Below are 26,146 nucleotides of genomic sequence, written 5' to 3'. Positions count from 1 at the left end.
GAAGGCTGCACCCCTTGTAATCCATAGCTTGTGCGGCAATAGATCAAATTTCATACAGTTCTAATGGCTGCCTTGACACTGGCAAGTGGCCTGTCTTCGCCGTTGCCACACGGACTTGGCGGTTAGTTATCCACATCCGGTTTTCGGGGGAGGGGGCAGGCAATGGACTGGCGTTTATCACAGGCTTGTGCGATCGGCGCCTCCGTCGATGCACCTGCGGGCGCGCCACCAACCAGCGCGCCCCGCCTGCGCCAGCGGCTACAGAAACTGCATCTGTAGCCGCTGGTGAGCCTGCGAGGCTGTGTAAAGGTGCGCAGGACCGTGCCGGGCGGTCTCCCGCCGGATGTGCTTTATCCAGTGACCGGCACGCCCTTGAGGTAAGGCGCCGGTTCCGCCCCCAGGTTGCTCAGCATGCGCTCGCTGTACCAGTCGACGAAGTTGACCACGCCGAACTCGTAGGTCTTGGAGTACGGGCCGGGCTGGTAGGCGGTGGAGTTGATGCCGCGCTGGTTCTCTTCCGCCAGGCGCCGGTCCTGGGCGTTGGTGGCGTCCCACACCTGGCGCATGCGCTCGACGTCGTAGTCCACGCCTTCCACGGCGTCCTTGTGCACGATCCACTTGGTGGTGACGATGGTTTCCTGGGCGCTGATGGGCCACACGGTGAACACGATGATGTGGTCGCCCATGCAGTGGTTCCACGAGTGGGGCAGGTGCAGGATGCGCATCGAGCCCAGGTCCGGGTTCTTGATCCGGCCCATGAGTTTGGCGCAGCCCTGCTTGCCGTCCAGGGTCATGGACACGGTGCCCTTGAGCAGCGGCATGCGCACGATGCGGTTGCGCAGGCCGAAGCTGGCGTGGGCGTAAGGGATCTTCTCGGCTTCCCAGGCGGCAGCGGAGGCGGCCACGTGGTCCTTGAACGCCTGGTCGGCCCGCGGGTCGGTGACGTCGTCCCATTCCAGCAGGGTTTTCAGCAATTCGGGGTGCGAGCCGCCGCAGTGGTAGCACTCGCGGTTGTTCTCCAGCACCAGCTTCCAGTTGGCCTTTTCATGCAAGGTGGTCTGCACCGCCACCTTGGTGTTCTCCATGTCGTAGGGCTCCATGTAATGGGCCAGGGTCGCCAGGAAGTCGTCGATGGCCGGCGGGTTCTCGGCCAGGGAGATGAAGATGTAGCCGCCGGCGGTCTTCACGTTCACCGGTTTCAGGCCGTATTGCTTCATGTCGAAGTCGGCGCCCATCTCGGTGCCGGCGAACAGCAGGCGGCCGTCCAGTTCGTAGGTCCACTGGTGGTAGTGGCAGACCAGCTTGGCGACCTTGCCCTTGTCGCTGGTGCACAGCCGTGAGCCGCGGTGGCGGCAGACGTTGTGGAAGGCGTGGACCACGCCGTCGGCGCCGCGGATGACGATGATCGGGTTCTTGCCGATCTGCAGGGTGATGTAGTTGCCCTTGGTGGGGATCTCGCAGGTCATGCCGGCGATCAGCCATTCCTTCTGGAAGATCTCCTGCATGTCGATATCGAACAGCCTTTCATCGCAGTAGAACGGCTGCGGCAGGGAAAAGGTCCGCTCACGTTCCTGCAGCATCTGTGCAGTGGCCTTGCGTGCAGGTTCCAGCGGATCGCCCAAGCTCAGGGTTGCGGTGACGTCCATCGTTCAAGTCCTCATGGCCGTTCAGTGCGGCCGGCGAATTAATTAGTGGCTACGGTGGGTGCTACGCAAGTCACGAAAAAAACGGCTGTTGTCGTTGAGGCGAGTGTGGGTCCGCAGGCGCCAAGAACCTTATCCATGGGCGACATGGCCCAATCTGTTCCCGACGCGCCAGCCCCGGCAGCTGGGGGCTGGTCGCGATAAGCATGTGAATGTCGCAGATAGGTAAATGGGCGCGAGAAGCCTTACGCAGAATCGCTGACAAGACGCCGACCGTCGGCCGTGGAGAACAGCATGTCCAACACCTTCCTCAACCCGGTAACCACCCAGACCTGGGCCAATGGCCGTCACATCGTCCGTTGCGTCAAAGTCATCCAGGAAACCTGGGACGTGCGGACCTTCTGCTTCATGGCCGACCAGCCGATCATGTTCTTCTTCAAGCCTGGGCAGTTCGTCACCCTGGAGCTGGAGATCGAGGGCCAGCCGGTGATGCGTTCCTACACCATCTCCAGCTCGCCCTCGGTGCCCTACAGCTTCTCGGTGACCATCAAGCGCGTGCCCGGCGGCAAGGTCTCCAACTGGCTGCACGACACCCTGCACGAAGGCCAGGAACTGGCGGTGCACGGGCCGGTGGGGCTGTTCAACGCCATCGACTTTCCGGCGCCGAAGATCCTCTACCTCAGCGGTGGCGTCGGCATTACCCCGGTGATGTCCATGGCGCGCTGGTTCTACGACACCAACGCCAACGTCGACATGGTGTTCATCCACAGCGCCCGTTCCCCCAAGGACATCATTTACCACCGCGAGCTGGAGCACATGGCCTCGCGGATCGACAACTTCAGCCTGCACCTGATCTGCGAAAAGCACGGCCTGGGCGAGCCCTGGGCCGGTTATCGCGGTTACCTGAACCACAAGATGCTGGAGTTGATGGCCCCGGATTTCCTGGAGCGGGAAGTGTTCTGCTGCGGCCCCACGCCCTATATGAGCGCGGTCAAGCGGCTGCTGGAAGCCGCCGGTTTCGACATGGCTCGCTACCACGAGGAATCTTTCGGCGCGACCCCGGCCGAAGCCCGGGCCGATGCGGTGGAACACGCCGAACAGGCGGCCGAGGCGCCGGAGCCGGACCTGGCGGATCTGCATCAGGTGGAGTTCACCGCTTCGGGCAAGAGCATCCGCGTGGCCCCCGGGGAAACCGTGCACGCGGCGGCGGCCAAGCTTGGCCTGATGATTCCCAAGGCCTGCGGCATGGGCATCTGCGGCACTTGCAAGGTGCTCAAGCTGGGGGGCGAGGTGGAGATGGAGCACAACGGTGGGATCACCGAGGAAGACGAAGCCGAAGGCTACATCCTGTCCTGCTGCAGCGTGCCCAAGGGCGACGTGCGCGTGGAGTTCTGATCGCCGGCAAACCGGCCCCTGCATCCGTTTGCTGTAGGAGCCGGCTTGCCAGCGAACAGGTGCAACCTGATCCTTCGGTTACTGATACAACGCCGGGCGCCGATCCAGGTGCACATGGTTATGTTCACTGATGGACTTGTGCCAGGCCTGGCTCAGGTCCAGCTCCGCCAGCAGCAACTGCTCGGCGCTTTCCCTATCCCTGCCCGCCAGTGGATAACCGTCGGCATCGACAATGGTCGAGCCGCCCACCCAGTTCACTTCACGTTCCTCGCCGCAGCGGTCGCAGGCGGCGATGAACATCCGGTTGACCGCCGCATTGGCCTGCACCCGGACCATCTCCGCCGGCCGCTCGCCGAGCGGGCGCAGGCCATCCGGCCAGTTCACCGGGGCGCACAGCAGGGCCGCACCGGCCAGGGCTGGCAGGCGCACCCACTCGGGAAACTCCAGGTCGTAGCAGATCATCATGGCGATCGGCCCGAAGCGGGTCGCCACCACCGGCGGCGGTTCGTCGCCTGGGGTGAAGATCAGGTTTTCCCGATCCCACAGGTGGGCCTTGCGGTACAGCGTCAGCCTGCCTTCGGGTTCGACCAGCGCCGCGCTGTTGGCCACGCGCTCCTGGTCCAGGCGCTCGCAGAAGCCGCCGACGATCACCACCTGCAGCTCTTCGGCCAGGGTTTTCCACAGGCTCAGGGTCGGCCCGTCGAGGCTTTCCGAGAGTGCCAGGGCTTCATTGCGGTCGCTGAACACATAGCCGCTCTGCACCAGTTCCGGCAGCACCACCACCTGGGCGCCGCGGGCGGCGGCCTGGCGTATCGCCTCGGCGCCCAGGGCGCGGTTGTACTTAAGGTCGCCGATGCGCGGGGCCACTTGCTGGCAGGCCACCTTGAGGGATGCCTGAGGAATCATTGCGCGCCTCCTTCCAGTTGCTGCTCGCTGGCCTGGATGGCCAGGCGCTCCGCGTCCAGGTCCAGGTTGCGGGTCAGCGCCCAGTAGACCAGCGCGGCCACGGCAAGGCCAACCACGAAGGCAATGTCGGCGCCGCCCAGGGCCTGGGACAGCGGGCCCTGGAAGAAGCTCAGGGACATGAACGGCACCATCGCCAGCAGGCCGAGGAAATACGCCAGCAGCCCGGCGCTGGACCAGCGGCCATAGATCCCGGCGTGATTGAAGATGTCGCTGATGGCATAGCGACCTTTGCGCACCAGGTAGAAGTCCGCCAGGTTGACTGCGGTCCAGGGCACCAGGAAATACAGCATCAGCAGCACGAAAGTGTTGAAGCTGCCCAGGTAGCTCTCGGGAATGTTCATGGCGATGAGAAAGATCACCACCGCCACCAGCACGATTCCGCAGACCCGGCTCTTGAGGTTGGGCTTGATCGACTTGAAGCCGTCGATGGCGCTGATGCCGGTGAGCATGGCGCCGTAGCAGTTGACCGCCATGATGCCCACCAGCGCCGGCACTGCGATCAGCACGGTGAAGGTGCCGAAGCCGGGGATCACCCGGTTGCCCACTTCGCGCACGCTGGCGATGGCATCGGGGGAGGGCAGGGCCGAAGCCAGGAACGCCCCCAGGGACATCAGCCACAGGGCCGAACCGGCGGCGCCCAGGTAGGTCCAGAAGATCACCTGGCGCGACGGCGTCTGGTGCGGCAGGTAGCGTGAGTAGTCGGAGACGTACACCGAATAGCTGATCTGGTAGCCGGCGGCGGCCGACAGCTGGATCAGGAACGCCGACCAGGAGAACTGCGGGTCGGCCAGGGCCGAGTCGGCCTGCAGGGTCAGCAGGGCACTGACGGTGAGCACCGCGAACACGCTGATCATCACGTAGGTCAGCCAGCGCTGCACGGTGTGCAGCAGGTCATGGCCGATCACAGCGATCAGCACCGCCACGGCGATCATCAGGGTGTACCAGGGCGCCCGGGCGCCGGGAATCACGGTGTTGATGGCATCGGTGGCGAGAATCACGTTGAACACGTTGAAGCCGATGTAGACGAACACCACGGCGGTGAACGGCACGATGGCGCCGCGCAGGCCGAACTGGGCGCGGGACTGGATCATCTGCGGCAGCCCCATGCGCGGGCCCTGGTTGGCGTGGAAGGCCATGCAGAAGGTGCCCAGGCAGACGCCGATGACGATCGCCAGGATGGCGTATTGCAGGGCGAGGCCCAGGGCTGCGCCGGTGAAACCGGTGACCATGGTGGTGAGCACGAAGTTGCCGGTGAACCAGAAGGGGCCCTGGTGCCAGACCTTGCCGTGGCGTTCATCGCGGGGCACGTAGTCGATGGAGCGGGTTTCGATCTTCAGGCCGGGAGGCTGGGCTTTCTCGGTGACGCAAGAAGAAGTCGTCATGGGGTACAGCCTTATTTTTATAGGTCGACCCCGGAGTCTCGGACAAACGCTGCGGTTGTTGAATCAGTGGGGGCAAATAATCAGTTCAGGAATTTGTGAACTGATGAAGGGGGCGTGCTTGACGGGCCTCTTCGCTGGCAAGCCAGCTCCTACGGGGTGGGAGGTGCGCTGGCCATTGTAGGAGCCGGCTTGCCGGCGAAGGCGTCGGTGAGCGCGGCGCCCGGGTTGCGGGCCTCTTCGCTGGCAAGCCAGCTCCTACAGGCGGGGGGGTGGGTCAGGCGCTCATGACGGTGCGGATGTCGGCTGCCAGTTCGCGCACGCGGTCTTCCTCGGTGTCCCAGGAGCACATGAAGCGCGCGCCGCCCTTGCCGATGAAGGTGTAGAAGCGCCAGCCCTTGGCCGTCAGTGCGGCAATGGCCGGTTCCGAGAGTTGCAGGAACACGCCGTTGGCCTGCACCGGGAACATCAGTTCCACGCCAGGGATGTCGGCCACCAGTTGGGCCAGCAGCTGCGCGCAGTGGTTGGCGTGGCGGGCGTGCTTGAGCCAGGCGTCGTTTTCCAGGAGGCCGACCCAGGGCGCGGAGAGAAAGCGCATTTTCGAGGCCAGCTGGCCAGCCTGCTTGCAGCGGTAGTCGAAGTCTTCCGCCAGCTTGTGGTTGAAGAACAGGATCGCTTCACCCACCGCCATGCCGTTTTTCGTGCCGCCAAAGCACAGCACGTCCACGCCGGCCTTCCAGGTCAGCTCCGCCGGGGTGCAGCCGAGGAAGGCGCAGGCGTTGGAGAAGCGCGCGCCGTCCATGTGCAGGTTCAGCCCCAGTTCCTTGCAGGTGGCACTGATGGCGCGAACTTCTTCCGGGGTGTAGACACTGCCCACCTCGGTGGCCTGGGTCAGGGTTACCACCCGCGGCTTGGGATAGTGGATGTCCTGGCGCTTGAGGGCGATCTCGCGGATCGATTCCGGGGTCAGCTTGCCGTTCTGGGTGCCGGCGATCAGCAGCTTGGAGCCGTTGGAGAAGAACTCCGGGGCGCCGCACTCGTCGGTTTCGACGTGGGCGGTTTCCGAGCAGATCACGCTGTGGTAACTCTGGCACAGCGACGACAGGGCCAGGGAGTTGGCGGCGGTGCCGTTGAAGGCGAAGAACACTTCGCAGTCGGTTTCGAACAGTTTGCGGAAATGATCCGAGGCGCGAGCGGTCCACTGGTCGTCGCCGTAAGCGCGCTCGTGGCCGTGGTTGGCCTGCTCCATGGCGGCCCAGGCTTCGGGGCAGATGCCGGAGTAGTTGTCGCTGGCGAATTGTTGGCTCTTGTCGGTCATGGCCGGCTCCGTGGTCGATGATGGTGCGCACTTTAACCAAGAATAATGGCCCAGCACACGCTCTGTTTATGCCGGAATAATGCATGGCCCATAAGGATTTATGCGTGACGCGATGCTGAAACCCGACACTGCCCGGCGCGACGGGGCGCTGGATGCGCTGAAATGGCTGGCGCTGCTGAGCATGGTCCTCGATCACCTGCGTTATGTGGGCCTGAGCCTGGACTGGCTTTACGTACCCGGGCGCCTGGCGTTTCCCTGGTTCTGCCTGGCCATGGCGGTGAACCTGACCCGGGCCAGGGATGAAATCGACCGCCGGCCCGGCCCATGGCGCTACCTGGGCTGGTTGCTGCTGTTCAGCCTGCTGAGTGAGATTCCCTATCGCCTGTTCATTCCCGACCCCGATACCTTGAATGTGTTGCCCACCCTGGCCCTGGGCCTGCTGGTGGCTCGCGGCTGGCAGCGGCGCAGAGGCCTGGACCTGGGGCTTGGCCTGCTGGCCTTGCTGCTGGCGGTGGTTTTCAGCGAGCGGCTGATGTTCGGCGCCTTCGGGGTGTTGCTGCCGCTGGCCCTGGTACTGGTGTTGCGCCGGCCCTGGTATTTCAGCCTGCTGCCTGGGGCGCTGTGCCTGGCGGCCAATCAATGGGAAACCTTGTTCCCGGCGGCGCGCCTGGGCAATCAGGTGGCGACCTGCGGTATTGCCGCTTGTCTGCTGGCGCCGTGGCTGGGGCTGATGCTGCTGCGGGGGCTGCGTGGCAGGTCGGTGCCGGCCATGCGCCGCTGGGCCTACCTGCTGTACCCGGCGCACTTTCTCCTGCTGCTGGCCCTGCGCGCAGCCCTGTAGGAGCCGGCTTGCCGGCGAATGCGCCCGTGAGGATTTGCGCCCTGCTTGCGGGCCTCTTCGCTGGCAAGCCAGCTCCTACGGCAGAGGGCGTTGCGCTGCGGTGGAGGGACAGGCCCGATCCAGAGCCGTTGGCGGGTGGTGCGGGCAGGCATTTATCTCCGCACGCCAGGGCATGTCGTAAACGCACCTTTGCGTGGCGTCCATAGGCATTTGAGTTCCCCTTCCCGGTCATACCATCGCATCCAAAGGGCGTAGCTGTAAGGCTCGCCTCACCGAGACGAAAGGCGCACCGCCGCCGCTGGGAGAGACGTGATGTTCAGCAAGCAAGACCAGATCCAGGGTTACGACGATGCACTGCTGGCGGCCATCAATGCCGAGGAACAACGCCAGGAAGATCACATCGAGCTGATCGCGTCGGAAAACTACACCAGCAAGCGGGTGATGCAGGCGCAAGGCAGCGGGCTGACCAACAAGTACGCCGAAGGCTATCCGGGCAAGCGCTACTACGGTGGCTGCGAGCACGTGGACAAGGTCGAGGCCCTGGCCATCGAGCGCGCCAAGCAACTGTTCGGTGCCGACTACGCCAACGTCCAGCCGCACTCCGGTTCTTCGGCCAACAGCGAGGTGTACCTGGCCCTGCTGCAGGCCGGCGATACCATCCTCGGCATGAGCCTGGCCCATGGCGGCCACCTGACCCACGGGGCCAAGGTGTCGTCCTCGGGCAAGCTGTACAACGCGGTGCAGTACGGCATCGACACCCGCACCGGGTTGATCGACTACGACGAAGTCGAGCGCCTGGCCGTGGAACACAAGCCGAAGATGATCGTCGCCGGCTTCTCGGCCTACTCCAAGACCCTGGACTTCCCGCGCTTCCGGCAGATCGCCGACAAGGTCGGGGCGCTGCTGTTCGTCGACATGGCCCACGTCGCCGGGCTGGTGGCCGCCGGTCTGTATCCCAACCCGCTGCCCTATGCCGACGTGGTCACCACCACCACCCACAAGACCCTGCGCGGTCCCCGTGGCGGGCTGATCCTGGCCAAGGCCAACGAAGAGATCGAGAAGAAACTCAACGCTGCCGTGTTCCCGGGTGCCCAGGGCGGTCCGCTGATGCATGTGATCGCGGCCAAGGCGGTGTGCTTCAAGGAAGCGCTGGAACCTGGCTTCAAGGCTTATCAGCAGCAAGTGATCGACAACGCCCAGGCCATGGCCGGCGTGTTTATCAAACGCGGCTACGATGTAGTGTCCGGCGGCACCGACAACCACCTGTTCCTGGTCAGCCTGATTCGCCAGGGCCTGACCGGCAAGGATGCCGATGCCGCCCTGGGCCGCGCCCACATCACCGTGAACAAGAACGCCGTGCCCAACGACCCGCAGTCGCCGTTTGTCACGTCCGGCCTGCGCATCGGCACCCCGGCGGTCACCACCCGCGGTTTCAAGGTCACCCAGTGCACCGAACTGGCGGGCTGGATCTGCGACATTCTCGACCACCTCGGCGATGCCGACGTCGAGGCCAATGTCGCCCGTCAGGTGGCGGCCCTGTGTGCTGATTTCCCGGTTTACCGCTGAGAGCCGCAACTGGAGCAATGACTATGCAACGCTATTCGGGCTTCGGCCTCTTCAAGCACTCTCTCAGCCACCATGAAAACTGGCAGCGCATGTGGCGCACCCCGACCCCGAAGAAAGTCTATGACGTGGTCATAGTCGGCGGTGGCGGGCATGGCCTGGCCACTGCCTACTACCTGGCCAAGGAACACGGCATCACCAATGTCGCGGTGGTGGAGAAGGGCTGGCTGGGCGGCGGCAACACCGCGCGCAACACCACCATCGTGCGTTCCAACTACCTGTGGGACGAGTCGGCGCAGCTCTACGAGCATGCGATGAAGTTGTGGGAAGGCCTGTCCCAGGACCTCAACTACAACGTGATGTTCTCCCAGCGCGGGGTCTACAACCTGTGCCATACCCTGCAGGACATCCGTGATTCCGAGCGCCGGGTCAGCGCCAACCGGCTCAACGGCATCGACGGCGAACTGCTCAACACCCAGCAGGTGGCGGACGAGATCCCCTACCTGGACTGCTCGAAGAACACTCGCTACCCGGTGCTCGGCGCCACGGTCCAGCGCCGCGGCGGCGTGGCCCGTCACGACGCCGTGGCCTGGGGCTTTGCCCGCGCCGCCGACGCCCTGGGCGTGGACCTGATCCAGCAGACCGAAGTCATCGGTTTTCGCAAGGAAAACGGCGTGTGCATCGGCGTCGAGACCAACAAGGGCTTTATCGGCGCCAAGCGCGTCGGGGTGGTCACCGCCGGCAACTCCGGGCACATGGCCAAGCTCGCGGGTTTTCGCCTGCCGATCGAATCCCACCCGCTGCAGGCGCTGGTGTCGGAGCCGATCAAACCGATCATCGACAGCGTGATCATGTCCAACGCGGTGCACGGCTACATCAGCCAGTCGGACAAGGGCGACCTGGTGATCGGCGCCGGTATCGACGGCTGGGTCGGCTACGGCCAGCGCGGTTCCTACCCGGTGATCGAGCACACCATCCAGGCCATCGTCGAGATGTTCCCGGTCCTCTCCCGTGTGCGCATGAATCGCCAGTGGGGCGGCATCGTCGACACCAGCCCGGACGCCTGCCCGATCATTTCCAAGACTCCGGTGCCGAACATGTTCTTCAACTGCGGGTGGGGCACCGGCGGCTTCAAGGCCACCCCAGGCTCGGGCAACGTGTTTGCCGCGAGCCTCGCCAAGGGCGAGATGCATCCATTGGCCGCCCCTTTCTCCATCGACCGTTTCCACAACGGCGCGCTGATCGACGAACACGGCGCTGCTGCGGTCGCCCACTAAAAGGACAACTACCTATGTTGCATATCTTCTGTCCTCACTGCGGCGAGCTGCGCTCCGAAGAGGAATTCCATTCGTCCGGCCAGGCGCATATTCCACGGCCCCTGGACCCCAACGCCTGCACCGACGAGGAGTGGGGCGACTACATGTTCTTCCGCGACAACCCTCGCGGCCTGCACCACGAGTTGTGGATCCACGCCGCCGGTTGCCGCCAGTACTTCAACGCTACCCGCGACACCGTCACCTACGAAATTCTTGAGACCTACAAGATCGGCACCAAGCCGCAATTCACCGCCAAGGCTGCTGGAGAGAAGGTATGAGCCAGACCAATCGCCTGTCCAACGGCGGACGCATCGACCGCAACAAGGTCCTGACCTTCACCTTCAACGGCCAGAGCTACAAGGGTTTTGAGGGCGACACCCTGGCCTCGGCGCTGCTGGCCAACGGCGTGGACATCATCGGCCGCAGCTTCAAGTACTCCCGGCCCCGGGGCATCTTCGCCGCAGGCTGCGAGGAGCCCAACGCGGTGCTGCAGATCGGTGCCACCGAAGCCACCCAGATCCCCAACGTGCGCGCCACCCAGCAGGCGCTGTACCAGGGCCTGGTCGCCACCAGCACCAACGGCTGGCCCAGCGTCAACAACGACATGATGGGGATTCTCGGCAAGGTCGGCGGCAAGCTGATGCCGCCGGGCTTCTACTACAAGACCTTCATGTACCCGCAATCGTTCTGGATGACCTACGAGAAGTACATCCGCAAGGCGGCGGGCCTCGGTCGCTCGCCCACCGAGAACGATCCGGACACCTACGACAACATGAACCAGCACTGCGACGTGCTGATCGTCGGCGCCGGCCCCGCGGGCCTTGCCGCCGCCCTGGCAGCGGCCCGCAGTGGCGCCCGGGTGATCCTGGCCGACGAGCAGGAAGAGTTCGGCGGTACCCTGCTGGACAGCCGCGAGAGCCTGGACGGCAAGCCGGCGGCGGAGTGGGTGGCCAGTGTGGTTGCCGAACTCCAGTCGCTGCCGGATGTGTTGCTGCTGCCGCGGGCCACGGTCAACGGCTACCACGACCACAACTTCCTGACCATTCACGAGCGTCTCACCGATCACCTCGGCGACCGCGCGCCCATCGGCCAGGTACGCCAGCGCATCCACCGGGTACGCGCCAAGCGCGTGGTGCTGGCCACCGGCGCCCACGAGCGGCCGCTGGTCTACGGCAACAACGACGTGCCGGGCAACATGCTGGCTGGCGCGGTCTCCACCTATGTGCGGCGCTACGGCGTGGCCCCGGGCAAGAAACTGGTGCTGTCCACCAATAACGACCACGCCTACCGTGTGGCCCTGGACTGGCTCGACGCCAGCCTGCAAGTGGTGGCCATCGCCGATGCGCGGCACAACCCGCGCGGCGCCCTGGTGGAAGAAGCCCGGGCCAAGGGTATTCGCATCCTCACCTCCAGCGCGGTGATCGAGGCCCGTGGCAGCAAGCACGTGACCGGCGCGCGTGTAGCGGCCATCGACGTCAAGGCACACAAGGTCACCAGCCCCGGCGAATGGCTCGACTGCGACCTGATCGCCAGCTCCGGCGGCTACAGCCCGGTGGTGCACCTGGCCTCGCACTTGGGCGGCAAGCCGGTGTGGCGCGAAGACATCCTCGGTTTCGTGCCCGGTGAAGCGCCGCAGAAACGTGTGTGCGTCGGTGGCATCAACGGCGTCTACAGCCTCGGCGATACCCTGGCCGACGGTTTCGAAGGCGGTGTGCGCGCCGCCAGCGAAGCCGGTTTCCAGGCCGTTGAGGGCGTTCTGCCCAAGGCCCTGGCCCGTCTTGAAGAACCGACCCTGGCGCTGTTCCAGGTGCCCCACGAAAAAGGCACGGCGCGTGCGCCGAAGCAATTCGTCGACCTGCAGAACGACGTCACTGCGGCCGCCATCGAACTGGCGACCCGCGAGGGCTTCGAGTCGGTGGAACACGTCAAGCGCTACACCGCCCTGGGCTTCGGCACCGACCAGGGCAAGCTGGGCAACGTCAACGGCCTGGCCATCGCCGCCCGTTCGCTGAACGTCAGCATCCCGCAGATGGGCACCACCATGTTCCGTCCGAACTACACGCCGATCACCTTCGGCGCCGTGGCCGGCCGGCACTGCGGACACATCTTCGAGCCGGTGCGCTTCACCGCGCTGCATGCCTGGCATGTGAAGAATGGCGCCGAGTTCGAAGACGTCGGCCAGTGGAAACGCCCCTGGTATTTCCCGAAAAACGGCGAAGACCTGCATGCCGCGGTCAAGCGTGAATGCCAGGCCGTGCGCGACAGTGTCGGCCTGCTGGACGCCTCGACCCTGGGCAAGATCGACATCCAGGGCCCCGATGCCCGGGAGTTCCTCAACCGCATCTACACCAATGCCTGGACCAAGCTCGACGTGGGCAAGGCCCGCTACGGCCTGATGTGCAAGGAAGACGGCATGGTCTTCGACGACGGCGTCACTGCCTGTCTGGCCGACAACCACTTCCTGATGACCACCACCACCGGCGGCGCGGCCCGCGTGCTGCAGTGGCTGGAGATCTACCAGCAGACCGAATGGCCGGACCTCAAGGTGTACTTCACCTCGGTCACCGACCACTGGGCCACCATGACCCTGTCCGGGCCCAACAGCCGCAAGCTGCTGAGCGAAGTCACCGACATCGACCTGGACAAGGACGGCTTCCCGTTCATGACCTGGAAGGAAGGCCTGGTGGGTGGCGTACCGGCGCGGGTGTTCCGTATCTCGTTCACCGGCGAGCTGTCCTACGAGGTCAACGTCCAGGCCGACTACGCCATGGGCGTGCTGGAGCAGATCGTCGAGGCCGGCAAGAAGTACAACCTGACCCCCTATGGCACCGAGACCATGCACGTGCTGCGGGCCGAGAAGGGCTTCATCATCGTCGGCCAGGACACCGACGGTTCCATGACCCCGGACGACCTGAACATGGGCTGGTGCGTGGGCCGGACCAAGCCGTTCTCGTGGATCGGCTGGCGCGGCATGAACCGTGAAGACTGCGTGCGCGAGCAGCGCAAGCAACTGGTGGGCCTCAAGCCGATCGACCCGACCCAGTGGCTGCCGGAAGGTGCGCAACTGGTGTTCAACCCCAAGCAGGCAATCCCGATGAGCATGGTGGGCCACGTGACCTCCAGCTATGCCCACAACTCCCTGGGTTATTCCTTTGCCCTGGGCGTGGTCAAGGGGGGGCTCAAGCGCCTGGGCGAGCGGGTCTTCGCACCGCTGGCCGATGGCCGGGTGATCGAGGCGGAAATCGTTTCCTCGGTGTTCTTCGACCCCAAAGGCGACCGCCAGAACATCTAAGGCACAACACGGCTCACGTAGGAGCCGGCTTGCCGGCGAAGGCGGCCTTAGGGCCGGCACAAGGCCCAAGCGCCTCTTCGCCGACAGCCGCCTCCCCACAGGGCTGGCGTTATCAACAGAATTCAGGACAGGTGCTCTATGACCGCAGTCAACGTTTACCAACAGCGCCCCACCACCGGGGCCAAGGCCGAGTCGTCGTTGCACCACGCCGACCTGCCGAGCCTGGTGGGCAAGGGCCGCAAGAACGCCGGGGTGACCCTGCGCGAGAAAAAACTCCTCGGCCACCTGACGATCCGTGGCGACGGCCACGATCCGGCCTTCGCCGCCGGCGTGCACAAGGCCCTGGGCATCGAACTGCCGGGCGCCCTGAGCGTAGTGGTCAAGGGCGAGACCAGCCTGCAATGGCTGGGCCCGGATGAGTGGCTGCTGATCGTGCCCAGCGGCGAAGAGTTCGCCGCCGAGCAGAACCTGCGGGCCGCCCTGGGCGACCTGCATATCCAGATCGTCAACGTCAGCGGCGGCCAGCAGATTCTCGAATTGTCCGGGCCCAACGTGCGCCAGGTGCTGATGAAGTCCACCAGCTACGACGTGCACCCCAACAACTTCCCGGTGGGCAAGGCCGTGGGCACGGTGTTCGCCAAGTCGCAACTGGTGATCCGCCGTACCGGCGAAGACACCTGGGAGCTGCTGGTGCGCCGCAGCTTTTCCGATTACTGGTGGATGTGGCTGCAGGATGCCGCGGCCGAATATGGCCTGAGCGTCCAGGCCTGAGCCCAGCTTGGCCTGGTAGGAGCGAGCTGGCTCGCGAACTCGCGAAGGATGGATTTTCCGGAAGACCACAGCGCCCTTGGATTTTTCGCGAGCAAGCTCGCTCCTACAGAGAACCGACCGCGCTGCGGTTGCCCTAACGAACAGGAGTTATCCCGCATGAGCCGCGCCCCCGACACATGGATCCTCACCGCCGACTGCCCCAGCGTGCTCGGCACGGTGGACGCGGTGACCCGCTTTCTGTTCGAGCAGGGCTGCTACGTCACCGAGCACCATTCCTTCGATGACCGGCTCTCGGGCCGTTTCTTCATTCGCGTGGAGTTCCGCCAGCCCGATGGCCTGAACGAGCAGGGTTTTCGCGAGGGCCTGGCACAGCGGGCCAAGGCCTTCGAGATGAACTTCGAACTGACCGCGCCGCACTACCGGCCGAAGGTGGTGATCATGGTCTCCAAGGCCGACCACTGCCTCAACGACCTGCTCTACCGCCAGCGCATCGGCCAGTTGCCCATGGACGTGGTGGCGGTGGTGTCCAACCACCCGGACCTCAAGCCCCTGGCCGACTGGCACCAGATTCCCTACCACCACTTCCCCCTCGACCCCAACGACAAGCCGTCCCAGGAGCGCCAGGTGTGGCAGGTGATCGAGGACTCCGGCGCCGAACTGGTGATCCTTGCCCGCTACATGCAGGTGCTGTCGCCGGAGCTGTGCCGCAAGCTCGATGGCAAGGCCATCAACATCCACCACTCGCTGCTGCCGGGCTTCAAGGGCGCCAAGCCTTATCATCAGGCCTACAACAAGGGGGTGAAACTGGTGGGAGCCACTGCGCACTACATCAACAACGACCTGGACGAAGGCCCGATCATCGCCCAGGGCGTGGAAGTGGTGGACCACAGCTATTACCCCGAGGACCTGATCGCCAAGGGCCGGGATATCGAGGGCCTGACCCTGGCCCGGGCGGTGGGTTATCACATCGAGCGGCGGGTGTTCCTGAACGGCAACCGGACGGTGGTGCTCTGATGATTCCCAGGGCTGCTGCGCAGCCCTTCGCGAGCAAGCTCGCTCCTACAGGCGTTGCGCCTGTTCGCGCGAAAGCGATTTTGAAAACGAAACAGCATCTGTACCCGAGCAATCCACGTGTTTCCCCTTTGGGTTACGCGGTTCCATAACAACAACAGCGAGGTGAAAGCATGTCTGGTAATCGTGGTGTCGTGTATCTGGGCAGCGGCAAGGTCGAGGTACAGAAAATCGACTATCCAAAAATGCAGGACCCGCGCGGCAGGAAGATTGAGCATGGCGTCATCCTGCGCGTGGTCTCCACCAACATCTGCGGTTCGGACCAGCACATGGTCCGTGGTCGTACCACCGCCCAGGTCGGCCTGGTGCTGGGCCATGAAATCACCGGCGAGGTGATCGAGAAGGGCAGCGACGTCGAGAACCTGAAGATCGGCGACCTGGTCTCGGTGCCCTTCAACGTGGCGTGCGGGCGCTGTCGCTCCTGCAAGGAACAGCACACCGGAGTCTGCCTGACCGTCAACCCGGCTCGCGCCGGCGGTGCCTATGGCTACGTCGACATGGGCGACTGGACCGGCGGCCAGGCCGAATACGTGCTGGTGCCTTACGCCGACTTCAACCTGCTGAAACTGCCGAACCGCGACAAGGCCATGGAGAAGATCCGCGACCTGACCTGCCTTTCCGACATCCTGCCCACCGGTTATCACGGCGCCGTCACCGCCGGTGTCGGCCCTGGTAGCACCGTCTACGTGGCCGGTGCCGGTCCGGTGGGCCTGGCGGCCGCTGCTTCGGCGCGCTTGCTGGGGGCCGCGGTGGTGATCGTCGGTGACGTCAACCCGGTACGCCTGGCCCACGCCAAGGCCCAGGGTTTTGAAATTGCCGACCTGTCCAAGGACACCCCGTTGCACGAGCAGATCGCCGATTTGCTCGGCGAGCCGGAAGTGGACTGCGCGGTGGACGCCGTGGGCTTCGAAGCCCGTGGCCACGGCCATGCCGGTGCCCAGCACGAAGCACCGGCCACCGTGCTCAACTCCCTGATGGGCGTGGTGCGGGTGGCGGGCAAGATCGGTATCCCTGGCCTGTACGTCACCGAAGACCCGGGCGCCGTGGACGCCGCGGCGAAGATGGGCAGCCTGAGCATCCGCTTCGGCCTGGGCTGGGCCAAGTCCCATAGCTTCCACACCGGCCAGACCCCGGTGATGAAGTACAACCGCCAACTGATGCAGGCCATCATGTGGGACCGCATCAACATTGCCGACGTGGTAGGGGTTGAAGTCATCAGCCTCGACGACGCCCCCCGCGGCTATGGCGAGTTCGATGCCGGCGTGCCGAAGAAATTCGTCATCGACCCGCACAAGCTGTTCAGTGCTGCCTGAGACTTGAGGCGATAGAAGAAAAAGGGCGACCCACGGGTCGCCCTTTTGCGTTGTGGCGTAAGCCCGAGACCGCCGCGAGCACTTCGTACCCCGTGGCTAAAAACACCCCCCAGTAGCCGCTGTCGAGCTTGCGAGGCTGCGCAAAGGTCCGCAGGACCTTGCTTGGCGATCCTGCGTCGGGCACTGCCGATACCGAGTCAGAAACCCTTGCCCGGGTAGTCGACCCAGTGTTCTCCACTGAGGATGTACTGCGCGGCGGCCTCGCTAAACACACCGGGCGCATCCCGCTGGAAACGCGATCGCCACTGAGGCAGCCACCAGTAGTTGAGCGCCGTGCCTCTTGGGAAAAGCACCATGCTCAGGACGGATTGGTCGATGAGCCCGCGCTGATACAACTGGTGAATGCGGTCCATGAAATCCAGGTAGTAGCCGATGGGCAGCGAGAGCATCAGCACGGCGGTATGGAATTTTTCCGTGGGCGCTCGTTGCGGGTTTTCCAGCAGGCCCAGGGCTTCGCAGTAATGGGCCTGGGGCTGGCGAGCCAGGGTCTGGGCCGCCGGGACTTCGAGAATGATCAGTGAGTGGATCTCCTCTTGCCAGTCGGCGCCGTGGGTCTCCTGGAAGTACTGGCTGATGACCTCGGTCAGGGGGCCGGTGGCATGGGCTGCGTCCGAGCAACGGTTGCCGTCGATGGGGCGGCCGATGATCCAGATGACGAGGGGGATGGCCAGGGCCAGGGCGATGCAGCTGTAGAGGGCCGTTCTGATTGGAGATCGTTTCACTGCAAGTGCCGAAAGGTGCGGGGGGCTTGCGCGGCAACCCGGGGCTGGCGCAGACCCTGTTGGTGAGTGGGCAGGGCAGTTTAGCGTTGGCGGCTTCGCTGGCAAGCCAGCTCCTACACAAGCCTTGCAGGAGCCGGCTTGCCGGCGAAGATTGCCGTCAGAGCGCCGCCAATTGCCCCTGGTACAGCACCGGCCCGGTGGGTTGCCCGGTAGGCGAGCCGCCGTGGGGTTCCAGGCTCACCGCCAGGGCGATCGGGGTACCCAGCAGGTCGCGCTGGGCCTGGGTCAGGTTGATCCGGCCCTTGCCGCCCACTGGTACCACGCCCAGGGAAATAGGCTTGCCATCGGCAGGAATCGCCCAGAGTTCCAGGCTGCGGTCCAGGCCTATGGCAGCCAGGGCCAGGGGTTCCACTTGCAGGTACTGGGCGTGGGCCTTGATCTGCAAGGCCGGTTGCTGGTCGGCGCTGAGCAGGGTGGCGCTGTAGCGTACCTGGTCGTCCTGCCGGATAAAGCCGATGTACAGGGTGGCCAGCACGGCGCAGGCGGCGATCGCCAGGCGCAGGCGCATCCACAGCGGGTTTTTCTGCGGCATGTGCAGGACCTGGGGCTGGATACGCGCCTGGATGCCTTGCCACACATGCTCCGGCACTTCCTGCTCGGGCAGGCCTACGGTCAGGCTGGCGAGGCTCTCCTGCCACTGCGCCAGTTCCTCGCGCAGGGCCGGGTCGTCCAGCAGGAGCATGTCGAAGCGCCGGCGCGCGGCGCCCTGCATCAGGCCGATGGCGTAGTCGGCGGCGAGGGCGCGGCGCCGTTCGGGGGTTCGATAATTCATGATTCAAGGCACCTGCGCAGGCGTTCCATGCCGCGGCGGATCCAGGACTTGACCGAGCCCAGGGGCGCGGCCAGTTGCTCGGCCAGTTCCGAGCAGGACAGGCCCTGGAAGTAGGCCACGGTGATGGATTGGCGTTGCATGCCCTCCAGGCTTTCCAGGCAGCGGTTCAGGGCCCGGGCCTGGCGGGCGCTGTCCAGTTGTTCGTGGGCCGAGGGGGCGTCGTCCATCAATTGCTGTTGCTCCCCCTCGCCCAGGGGCCGCTCGCGGTGCTTGCGCAGTTGGTCGATGGCCTGGTTGCGGGTGATGTTGATCATCCAGGTCAGGGGGGCGGACAGGTGCGGCTGGTAGCGCACGGCGTTGTTCCAGATGCGCACGAAGCTTTCCTGCAGCACCTCCTCGGCCAGGTCGCGGCGGCCCATGAAGCGCAGGGCCACCCCATTCAGGCACGGGGCAACGCTGCGGTACAGGGTTTCGAAGGCGCGGCGATCGCCCAGTGAGCACTGGGCCAGCAAGTGCCGCAGTTGATCGGGGTCGAGAGCGGAAATGGCGGTTCTCCAGGCAGGTGGCAAATGAATGGACCACGGCTGGCAACGGTCGATCCAGCCAGAGGGTAGTCCAGGGTGGGCGGTTGTTCCATTCACGGGTTGCGACCTCCTGCTACGGCCGGTGCCGATGTTCCTGCGCCGGTCGTCGTTGCTGCATATACGCAGAGCGGCGAGCCGTGGATGCGTGATTCTCGACTAAAATCCACAGGGTGCGGGCGCCGCTGCGCCACTTTCGGAACATTCGCCCGATGCTTCAGTCAAAAGGCTGTTTTCCAGCCATCCGAACACGGGTGGTTTCCTGCCCCATGAGGTTGTTTCGATGAATATTCCACGCGGTTTCGCCTTGGCTACCCTGATGACCCTGGCAGCCGGTTCGGCCCTGGCCGGCGGTTTCAGCCTGAACGACGCGGCCAATGCCATTTCCGGCATGCAGGGCGGCGACAAGGCTGCCGCCGCGGCCCCCACTTCCCAGACCGCCGGCCTGCTCGGAGCCCTGGGTTCGCAACTGAATGTCACTCCCCAGCAAGCCATCGGCGGTACGGGCGCCATGCTTGGCCTGGCGAAGAACCAGTTGAGCAGCACCGACTATTCCCAGTTGAGCAAAAGTGTCCCGGGCCTGGACAAGCTCTCGGGCAGCAACGCCCTGGGCAGCCTGGGTGCCCTGAGCGGCCTGCTGGGCCAGTCGTCCGGGCAGACCAAGGGCCTGGACAGCGCCCTGGGCGACGTCAAGGACACCAATGACCTGAACAACGCCTTCGGCGCCCTGGGCATGGACAGCGGCATGATCGGCCAGTTTGCGCCGGTGATCCTGCAGTACCTGGGCCAGCAGGGCGTTGGCGGCTCCCTGCTGCAAAGCCTGAGCGGCATCTGGGGCGTGGCCAAGTAGCGCGCTCCGGCCCCGGCGCCTGGCGCGCCGGGGCCCTCCCAGTTTCCTGCAATCCTGGTCTTTACCTTTCCCGGAGTTTTCGCCGAATCGGGCCTGTGCTATATCTCGCGCCCCGTTTTCCAAGGAAGCTTGAACGCGATGTTCATGGATGCACTGAAGATGTCTCTGCCCGCCGATGCGGTGCTCGGTTTCATGCTCTACATGCTGGGCGCGGCCCTGGTCTTTGCCCTCTATGCGTTCATCTATACGCGCCTGACCCCCTATAACGAATTCGCCCTGATCCGCGAGGGCAACAGCGCGGCTTCCATCGCCCTGTCCGGTGCTTTGCTGGGTTTTGCCATTCCGGTGGCCAGCGCTATTTCCCATTCAATCTCGATCATCGACTTCCTGCTCTGGGCCGGCATCGCCGCGGTGGTGCAGCTGCTGGCGTTCTTTGTGGTCAGCCTGATCCTCAAGGGCCTGTCCCAGCGCATTGCCAGCCAGGAGTACGCGGCGGCGATCCTGGTGGCATCGGTTTCTGTCGGTGTCGGCCTGCTGAACGCGGCCTGCATGACTCCTTCGGTCTGAGGGCGCGGCCATGAAACGCAGCAAGAGCGTGCGCCTGGTGTTGCTGGGCAGCGTGCCGTTTGCCCTGGCCGCCTGTGACGGCCAGCCCCAGGCGACCCGGGAAGTTCGCCAGACCCAGAATTTCAGCAGCGTCAGCGAATGCGAACGGGCACAGATTCCGTCCGCCATTTGCCAGGCCGCCCGCGATGACGCCCGCGAGCGTGGGGAGCGTGTGGCCCCGCGTTACCTGGACCTGCAACGTTGCGAGGAGGATTTCGTCACCGCCAACTGCATGGTCTCGCGCGATAACCGAGCCTATGTACCGATTTCCAGCGGTTTTGCCCTGACCTCCCAGCGCACGGTGCCGGACAAGCCCGAAGAAGAACAACAGACCAGCTCCAGTGGTGGTGGTGGTGGTGGTGGTGGCTCCAGCTCGGGCTCGCGCTTCTGGCGCTGGATCGGCCTGGATTCGACCCCTGAACCGCGCTATTTCAGCGAGGCTCTGTACAAGCAGCGCGATGGTCGTGGCGGTACCCAACTGAGCACCCTCAGCCAGCAGGTGGAGGCCGGCAAGACCTTCTCCGGCGCCAGTGGCGGGCGCTTCGGGATATCCAGCCCGGAACACTTCACCAGCGCCGGCAACCCGCTGGCCGGCGCCCATGAAGTGGTCAGCCGCAGCGGCTTCGGCTCCTCCAGCCGCAGCAGTTGGAGCTTCGGTTCTTGAAGCGCATCCCCAGCACCCCGCGTGCGGACTGGCAAGCCACGGCGGAGCAACTGGGCTTTGCCTTCCACACCTTCGACGGTGAGCCTTACTGGGACGAGTCGGCCTACTACCGCTTCAGCCTGCGGCAGATCGAGGACGACCTGGAAGACCCGACCCAGGAACTGCACGAGCTGTGCATGGCCCTGGTGGCCGAGGTGGTGGACAGCGAGGAACTGCTGGAGCGCCTGGCTATCCCTGCGGCCTTTCATGAGATGATCCGCCAGTCATGGAAGCAGGGCGACCCCCACCTCTATGGGCGCATGGACCTGTGCTACGACGGCACCGGCCCGGCCAAGCTCCTGGAAACCAACTACGACACGCCGACCTCGCTGTACGAGGCGAGCTTCTTCCAGTACGTCTGGCTCGAACAGCAGATGCAGCGCGGGCAATTGCCGGCCGGCTGCGACCAGTTCAACAGCATCGAGGACAAGCTGCTCCAGGCCTTCGTCCAGGGCGGCTTCAAGTCGCCGATGCACTTTGCCTCGGTCAGAGATTCGCTCGAAGACCGCGGCACGGTCGAATACCTGCGCGACATTGCCCGTCAGGCCGGTCTGGGGACGCGGTTGCTCGACATCGAGGACATCGGTCTGAATGCCGGCGGGCGTTTCGTCGACCTGCTGGGCACCCCCATCGACAGCCTGTTCAAGCTCTACCCCTGGGAGCACCTGTTCAACGAAGCCTTTGGCCCGGCCATTGCCGGCAGCCGCACGCAGTTTGTCGAGCCGCCGTGGAAAGCCATTCTCTCCAACAAGGGCGCGCTGGCTCTGCTCTGGGAACGGCATGCGGGGCACCCGAACCTGCTGCCGGCGTTTATCGACGACGACCCCGCCGCCAGCCTGGGCCCGGGGTGGGTGCGCAAGCCGTTCTTTTCCCGAGAGGGCGCCAATGTGGAAATCTGCACCGAAGGCGGCGAGCATTTGATCGAGGCCGGGCCCTACGGCGGCGGGCCCTGCATCCGCCAGCAGTTCCACCCCTTGCCGGTGTTTGCCGGCAACCACACGGTGATCGGCAGTTGGGTGATCGGGGATCAGCCGGCGGGTATCGGCATTCGTGAGGACAACTCGCCGATCACCAAGGACAGCAGCCGCTTCCTGCCCCACGTGATCAGCGATTGATCAGCGGCTTTCGCCCAGCAACTCGCTGATGCGCTGGTCCTTGTCGGTCCACAGCCGGTTGACCCAGTCCTGCACCTGCTGGCGGAACGCCGGGTCGTTTTCGTAATCGCCCTGCCACAGCGCGGGGTCCAGTTCGCGGGTGCGGATGTCGATGATCACCTTGGGCACGCTGCCGCAGATCAGGTCCCAGAAACCGGGAATGCGCTCCTGGGGATAGACCACGGTGACATCCAGCATGGCGTCCAGCTGTTCGCCCATGGCCGCGAGGACAAAGGCTACGCCGCCAGCCTTGGGCTTGAGCAGGTGCTGGAAGGGCGAGCCCTGCTGCTGGCGCTTGGCCGGGGTGAAGCGGGTGCCCTCCAGGTAGTTGACCACGGTCACCGGCTGGCGCTTGAACAGCTCGCAGGCAGCCTTGGTGATTTCCAGGTCCTTGCCTTGCAGTTCCGGGTGCTTGGCCAGGAAGGCCTTGCTGTAGCGCTTCATGAAGGGGTAGTCCAGGGCCCACCAGGCCAGCCCCAGGAACGGCACCCAGATCAGTTCCTTCTTGAGGAAGAACTTGAAGAACGGCGTGCGCCGGTTGAGGGTCTGGATCAGGGCCGGGATGTCGACCCAGGATTGGTGGTTGCTCACCACCAGGTAGGAGGTGTCGACCCGCAGGCCCTCGCCGCCGCGTATGTCCCAGCGGGTGGGGATGCACAGGGCGAAGATCAGCTTGTCGATCTCGGCCCAGGTCTCGGCGATCCACATCACCGCGGCCGAGGCGTAGTCACGCAGGCGCCCGGGCAGGACCAGCTTGAGCAGGGCGAACACCATCAACGGGCCGAACAGCACCAGGGTGTTGAGCAGCAGGAGCAGGGTGACGAAACAGCCGGTGAGCAGGCGGCGCATAAGGCACTCTTTGCAATCTTTTGGGCGCGCCATGATAAGCAGCTTCGGCGGGCAGGCCAAATTCTAGTGTGCTGACGAATGTTTCACCTGGGGGCGGGTAGGGTGGGTGGCAATTGGCTGGAGTGTCTATCGGGGCCCTTTCGCCGGCAAGCCGACTCCTACGGGGCTCGGGTAGAACCAATTCGTTGGCTGCGGTCTAAAATCCCGCTGCCCCCTTTCTTCAAGGAATCCACCGTCGTGAAATCTGTCCTTGCTCTTGTGTCTCTGTTGGCGCTGCCGGTGATGGCTGCCGAGCCGACCCTGTATGGCCGTTACGAATACATCCGCCTGCCGGAAATCGGCGAAACCCTGCAAGCCAAGATGGACACCGGGGCCCTGACCGCTTCGCTGTCGGCCAAGGATATCCAGACCTTCACCCGCGATGGCGAGGACTGGGTGCGCTTCCGCCTGGCCACCAAGGACGCTGGCAGCAAGGTCTACGAACACAAGGTGGCGCGCATCAGCAAGATCAAGAGCCGTTCCGACGAGGACGATGACCGGGAAGAGCCGCAGGCGGCCAAGCGCCCGGTGGTGGAACTGGAAATGTGCCTGGGCAACGTCAAGCGCACGGTGGAGGTCAACCTCACCGACCGCAGCAGCTTCAACTACCCGCTGCTGATTGGCGCCAAGGCCCTGCGCGAATTCGGTGCGGCGGTGAACCCGGCGCGGCGTTATACCGCCGATAAACCCGACTGCTGATTGACGACTTACCAGGCATCCGGCACCGTTCGCCCACTGAATTTGCGTGCTTGGATGCCATGCCCCATATCCTGATTGTCGAAGACGAAGCGGCGATTGCCGACACCCTGATCTTTGCCCTGCAAGGCGAAGGCTTCACTACCACCTGGCTGAGCCTGGGCCGTGCGGCCCTGGAGCATCAACAGGCGAGCCCGGCGGACCTGATAATCCTCGACATCGGCCTGCCGGATATCAGCGGCTTCGAAACCTGCAAGCAACTGCGGCGCTTCAGCGAGGTGCCGGTGATGTTCCTCAGTGCCCGGGACGGCGAGATCGACCGGGTGGTGGGCCTGGAAATCGGTGCCGACGATTATGTGGTCAAGCCCTTCAGCCCGCGGGAAGTGGCGGCGCGGGTCAAGGCGATCCTCAAGCGCATGGTCCCGCGGGTGGCTCCCGAGGCGGTCGCGGCGTTGTTCGTGATTGACCCTGAGCGGGTGCAGATCAGTTACCGTGGTCAGCCCCTGAGCCTGACCCGGCATGAGTTCCGCCTGCTGCAATGCCTGCTGGAACAGCCCGAGCGGGTGTTCAGCCGCGAGCAGTTGCTGGACGCCCTGGGGGTAATGGCGGATGTGGGCTATGAGCGCAACATCGACAGCCATATCAAGAGCCTGCGGGCCAAGCTGCGCCTGGTGGCGGCCCAGGCCGAACCGATCCAGACCCATCGCGGCCTGGGCTACAGCTACAGCCCGAGCCACGCCTGATGACCTTGGGGCTGCGGATCTTCCTGGTCTATTTGCTGTTCATCAGCCTGACCGGCTATTTCGTGCTGAGCACGGTGATGAAGGAGATTCGTCCCGGGGTCCGCCAGTCCACCGAGGAAACCCTGGTGGACACCGCCAATCTGCTGGCGGAGATCCTGCGGGATGACTTCAAGGCCGGCACCCTCAGCGAGAACCGCTGGCCGCAGCTGTTGCGTGCCTATGGCGAGCGGCAACCGGCGGCGACCATCTGGGGCCTGCCGAAGAATCAGGTCAACCACCGCATCTACGTGACCGACGCCAAGGGCATCGTGGTCCTGGATTCCAGCGGCCTGGCGGTGGGCCAGGACTATTCGCGGTGGAACGACGTGTACCTGACCCTGCGCGGCCAGTACGGCGCGCGCTCGTCGCGCTCGCTGGCCGACGATCCCAATTCCTCGGTGATGCACGTGGGTGCGCCGATCCGCGACAACGGCCAGATCATCGGCGTGGTCACCGTGGCCAAGCCCAACAGTTCCCTGCAGCCCTATGTCGACCGCACCGAGCGGCGCCTGCTGTGGTACGGCGCCGGGCTGATCGCCATGGGCCTGCTGTTCGGTGCCTTGCTGTCCTGGTGGCTGAGCGCCGCGCTGCGGCGCATGACCGCCTATGCCCTGGCGGTCAGCGAAGGGCGCCGGGCCGAGTTGCCGCACTATCGCGGCGGTGAAATGGAACAGTTGGCCACGGCGGTGGAACACATGCGCACCCAGCTCGAAGGCAAGGCCTACGTCGAGCGCTACGTGCATACCCTGACCCACGAACTGAAAAGCCCCCTGGCGGCGATTCGCGGGGCGGCGGAGCTGCTGCAGGGCGAAATGCCCCTGGAACAGCGCCAGCGTTTCGTCGGCAATATCGACAGCGAAAGCGCGCGCATGCAGCAGTTGATCGAGCGCCTGTTGAACCTGGCGCAGGTGGAGCAGCGCCAGGGCCTGGAAGAGCGGGTGAATGTGCCCCTGGCGCCGTTGTGCAAGGAGCTGCTGAACAGCCAGCACGGGCGTATCGAAGGCAAGCAACTGCAGGTGGAACTTCGGGTGTCGGCGGACCTGGCCTGGTCCGGCGAGCCGTTCCTGCTGCGCCAGGCCCTGGGCAACCTGCTGACCAATGCCCTGGACTTCAGCCCCGTGGGCGGCCTGTTGCGTTGCAGCGCGCAACCTGTGGAGGAGGGCGTGGAGCTGGTGCTGTTCAACCAGGGCGAGCCGATTCCGGACTATGCCCTGCCACGCCTGTGCGAGCGGTTCTATTCCCTGCCGCGCCCGGACAGCGGACGCAAGAGCACCGGCCTGGGGCTGAACTTCGTCGAGGAAGTGGTGCAGTTGCATGGCGGCCAGATGCGTATCGACAACGTTCCGGGCGGGGTGCAGGTGACCTTGCGCCTGCCCTGAGCGGGGATTCTCCACAGACTCTCCA

24 protein-coding genes are annotated in these 26,146 nt (G+C 64.7%); 16 read left to right on the top strand and 8 right to left on the bottom strand.

Going from position 1 to position 26,146, the window contains the following annotated elements; translation table 11 throughout:
• Positions 1-350: 350 nt before the first annotated feature.
• The gene (gbcA, locus tag BLS75_RS21770; RefSeq protein ID WP_011063910.1) at positions 351-1,646 is read right to left on the bottom strand and encodes a glycine-betaine demethylase subunit GbcA; all 1,296 of its coding nucleotides are present in this window, start codon (positions 1,644-1,646) and stop codon (positions 351-353) included.
• Between the two features lie 291 nt (positions 1,647-1,937).
• Here gbcA and gbcB point away from each other — a divergent pair, with 291 nt between their 5' ends.
• Entirely contained in the window at positions 1,938-3,038 is a 1,101-nt protein-coding gene (gene gbcB, locus BLS75_RS21765; protein WP_011063909.1) for a glycine-betaine demethylase subunit GbcB, read from the top strand.
• A gap of 78 nt (positions 3,039-3,116) precedes the next feature.
• Here gbcB and BLS75_RS21760 read toward each other — a convergent pair whose 3' ends face one another.
• The 3 genes from BLS75_RS21760 to BLS75_RS21750 all read right to left on the bottom strand — a co-directional run bounded on the left by BLS75_RS21760 (position 3,117) and on the right by BLS75_RS21750 (position 6,701).
• Complete coding sequence (locus BLS75_RS21760; protein WP_072451769.1) at positions 3,117-3,944, bottom strand: nitrilase-related carbon-nitrogen hydrolase; 828 nt, start codon at positions 3,942-3,944, stop codon at positions 3,117-3,119.
• On the bottom strand, positions 3,941-5,386 hold the full coding sequence (locus BLS75_RS21755; protein ID WP_072451768.1) for a purine-cytosine permease family protein: 1,446 nt from the start codon (positions 5,384-5,386) through the stop codon (positions 3,941-3,943). The genes BLS75_RS21760 and BLS75_RS21755 overlap by 4 nt, the downstream gene beginning before the upstream one ends.
• Positions 5,387-5,660: 274 nt before the next feature.
• Complete coding sequence (locus tag BLS75_RS21750; RefSeq protein ID WP_011063906.1) at positions 5,661-6,701, bottom strand: threonine aldolase family protein; 1,041 nt, start codon at positions 6,699-6,701, stop codon at positions 5,661-5,663.
• A 100-nt stretch (positions 6,702-6,801) separates the two neighbouring features.
• Between BLS75_RS21750 and BLS75_RS21745 the strand changes: the two genes are divergently transcribed.
• The 8 genes from BLS75_RS21745 (at position 6,802) to fdhA (ending at position 16,868) form a co-directional block, all read left to right on the top strand.
• On the top strand, positions 6,802-7,542 hold the full coding sequence (locus BLS75_RS21745) for a TraX family protein (protein ID WP_053160268.1): 741 nt from the start codon (positions 6,802-6,804) through the stop codon (positions 7,540-7,542).
• Between the two features lie 312 nt (positions 7,543-7,854).
• A complete protein-coding gene (locus tag BLS75_RS21740; RefSeq protein WP_011063904.1) occupies positions 7,855-9,108 on the top strand; it encodes a serine hydroxymethyltransferase in 1,254 nt (417 codons plus the stop codon).
• A 23-nt stretch (positions 9,109-9,131) separates the two neighbouring features.
• Complete coding sequence (locus tag BLS75_RS21735; protein WP_011063903.1) at positions 9,132-10,382, top strand: sarcosine oxidase subunit beta family protein; 1,251 nt, start codon at positions 9,132-9,134, stop codon at positions 10,380-10,382.
• Between the two features lie 14 nt (positions 10,383-10,396).
• The gene (locus tag BLS75_RS21730) at positions 10,397-10,699 is read left to right on the top strand and encodes a sarcosine oxidase subunit delta (protein ID WP_011063902.1); all 303 of its coding nucleotides are present in this window, start codon (positions 10,397-10,399) and stop codon (positions 10,697-10,699) included.
• The gene (locus tag BLS75_RS21725; protein ID WP_015637299.1) at positions 10,696-13,713 is read left to right on the top strand and encodes a sarcosine oxidase subunit alpha; all 3,018 of its coding nucleotides are present in this window, start codon (positions 10,696-10,698) and stop codon (positions 13,711-13,713) included. Before BLS75_RS21730 ends, BLS75_RS21725 begins: the two co-directional genes overlap by 4 nt.
• Before the next feature lie 138 nt (positions 13,714-13,851).
• On the top strand, positions 13,852-14,484 hold the full coding sequence (gene soxG, locus BLS75_RS21720) for a sarcosine oxidase subunit gamma (RefSeq protein WP_011063900.1): 633 nt from the start codon (positions 13,852-13,854) through the stop codon (positions 14,482-14,484).
• 156 nt (positions 14,485-14,640) lie between these two features.
• Positions 14,641-15,498 carry a formyltetrahydrofolate deformylase gene (gene purU / locus BLS75_RS21715; RefSeq protein ID WP_011063899.1) on the top strand — a complete coding sequence of 286 codons (858 nt, stop codon included), beginning with the start codon at positions 14,641-14,643 and terminating at the stop codon, positions 15,496-15,498.
• 170 nt (positions 15,499-15,668) lie between these two features.
• Positions 15,669-16,868 (top strand): formaldehyde dehydrogenase, glutathione-independent, encoded by a 1,200-nt coding sequence (fdhA, locus tag BLS75_RS21710; protein WP_011063898.1) that lies wholly within the window; start codon positions 15,669-15,671, stop codon positions 16,866-16,868.
• Between the two features lie 197 nt (positions 16,869-17,065).
• Here the strand turns inward: fdhA and BLS75_RS21705 are convergent, their stop codons facing one another.
• The 3 genes from BLS75_RS21705 to BLS75_RS21695 form a co-directional block, all read right to left on the bottom strand.
• On the bottom strand, positions 17,066-17,650 hold the full coding sequence (locus BLS75_RS21705; RefSeq protein WP_019094048.1) for a hypothetical protein: 585 nt from the start codon (positions 17,648-17,650) through the stop codon (positions 17,066-17,068).
• Between the two features lie 157 nt (positions 17,651-17,807).
• Complete coding sequence (locus BLS75_RS21700) at positions 17,808-18,482, bottom strand: anti-sigma factor (protein ID WP_072451767.1); 675 nt, start codon at positions 18,480-18,482, stop codon at positions 17,808-17,810.
• Positions 18,479-19,081: a sigma-70 family RNA polymerase sigma factor gene (locus BLS75_RS21695; RefSeq protein ID WP_230493611.1), complete on the bottom strand. Its 603-nt coding sequence runs from the start codon at positions 19,079-19,081 to the stop codon at positions 18,479-18,481. Before BLS75_RS21695 ends, BLS75_RS21700 begins: the two co-directional genes overlap by 4 nt.
• 265 nt (positions 19,082-19,346) lie before the next feature.
• Here BLS75_RS21695 and BLS75_RS21690 point away from each other — a divergent pair, with 265 nt between their 5' ends.
• The 4 genes from BLS75_RS21690 to BLS75_RS21675 all read left to right on the top strand — a co-directional run bounded on the left by BLS75_RS21690 (position 19,347) and on the right by BLS75_RS21675 (position 22,337).
• On the top strand, positions 19,347-19,913 hold the full coding sequence (locus tag BLS75_RS21690; RefSeq protein WP_011063894.1) for a DUF2780 domain-containing protein: 567 nt from the start codon (positions 19,347-19,349) through the stop codon (positions 19,911-19,913).
• A gap of 138 nt (positions 19,914-20,051) precedes the next feature.
• The gene (locus BLS75_RS21685) at positions 20,052-20,480 is read left to right on the top strand and encodes a DUF350 domain-containing protein (RefSeq protein WP_011063893.1); all 429 of its coding nucleotides are present in this window, start codon (positions 20,052-20,054) and stop codon (positions 20,478-20,480) included.
• A gap of 10 nt (positions 20,481-20,490) precedes the next feature.
• Positions 20,491-21,183: a DUF1190 domain-containing protein gene (locus tag BLS75_RS21680; protein ID WP_072451766.1), complete on the top strand. Its 693-nt coding sequence runs from the start codon at positions 20,491-20,493 to the stop codon at positions 21,181-21,183.
• Positions 21,180-22,337, top strand: a complete 1,158-nt coding sequence (locus BLS75_RS21675) for a glutathionylspermidine synthase family protein (protein WP_072451765.1) — start codon at positions 21,180-21,182, stop codon at positions 22,335-22,337. The genes BLS75_RS21680 and BLS75_RS21675 overlap by 4 nt, the downstream gene beginning before the upstream one ends.
• On the opposite strand, the gene BLS75_RS21670 is transcribed toward BLS75_RS21675, so the two are convergent.
• Positions 22,338-23,225 carry an acyltransferase gene (locus tag BLS75_RS21670; protein ID WP_011063890.1) on the bottom strand — a complete coding sequence of 296 codons (888 nt, stop codon included), beginning with the start codon at positions 23,223-23,225 and terminating at the stop codon, positions 22,338-22,340.
• 237 nt (positions 23,226-23,462) lie between these two features.
• Between BLS75_RS21670 and BLS75_RS21665 the strand changes: the two genes are divergently transcribed.
• From BLS75_RS21665 to creC, 3 genes are read left to right on the top strand one after another with little or no spacing between them, the layout of a single operon-like run.
• Positions 23,463-23,963: a retropepsin-like aspartic peptidase RloA2 gene (locus BLS75_RS21665; RefSeq protein ID WP_011063889.1), complete on the top strand. Its 501-nt coding sequence runs from the start codon at positions 23,463-23,465 to the stop codon at positions 23,961-23,963.
• A gap of 59 nt (positions 23,964-24,022) precedes the next feature.
• Positions 24,023-24,703: a two-component system response regulator CreB gene (gene creB / locus BLS75_RS21660; RefSeq protein ID WP_011063888.1), complete on the top strand. Its 681-nt coding sequence runs from the start codon at positions 24,023-24,025 to the stop codon at positions 24,701-24,703.
• On the top strand, positions 24,703-26,121 hold the full coding sequence (gene creC, locus BLS75_RS21655) for a two-component system sensor histidine kinase CreC (protein WP_072451764.1): 1,419 nt from the start codon (positions 24,703-24,705) through the stop codon (positions 26,119-26,121). The genes creB and creC overlap by 1 nt, the downstream gene beginning before the upstream one ends.
• Positions 26,122-26,146 lie beyond the last annotated feature (25 nt).

This window comes from Pseudomonas sp. NFPP12 (assembly GCF_900103205.1).
In the GTDB taxonomy this organism is placed as follows: domain Bacteria; phylum Pseudomonadota; class Gammaproteobacteria; order Pseudomonadales; family Pseudomonadaceae; genus Aquipseudomonas; species Aquipseudomonas protegens.
Note: the sequence above shows the minus strand (reverse complement) of the source record. Positions and strands in the feature narration are given on the sequence as shown.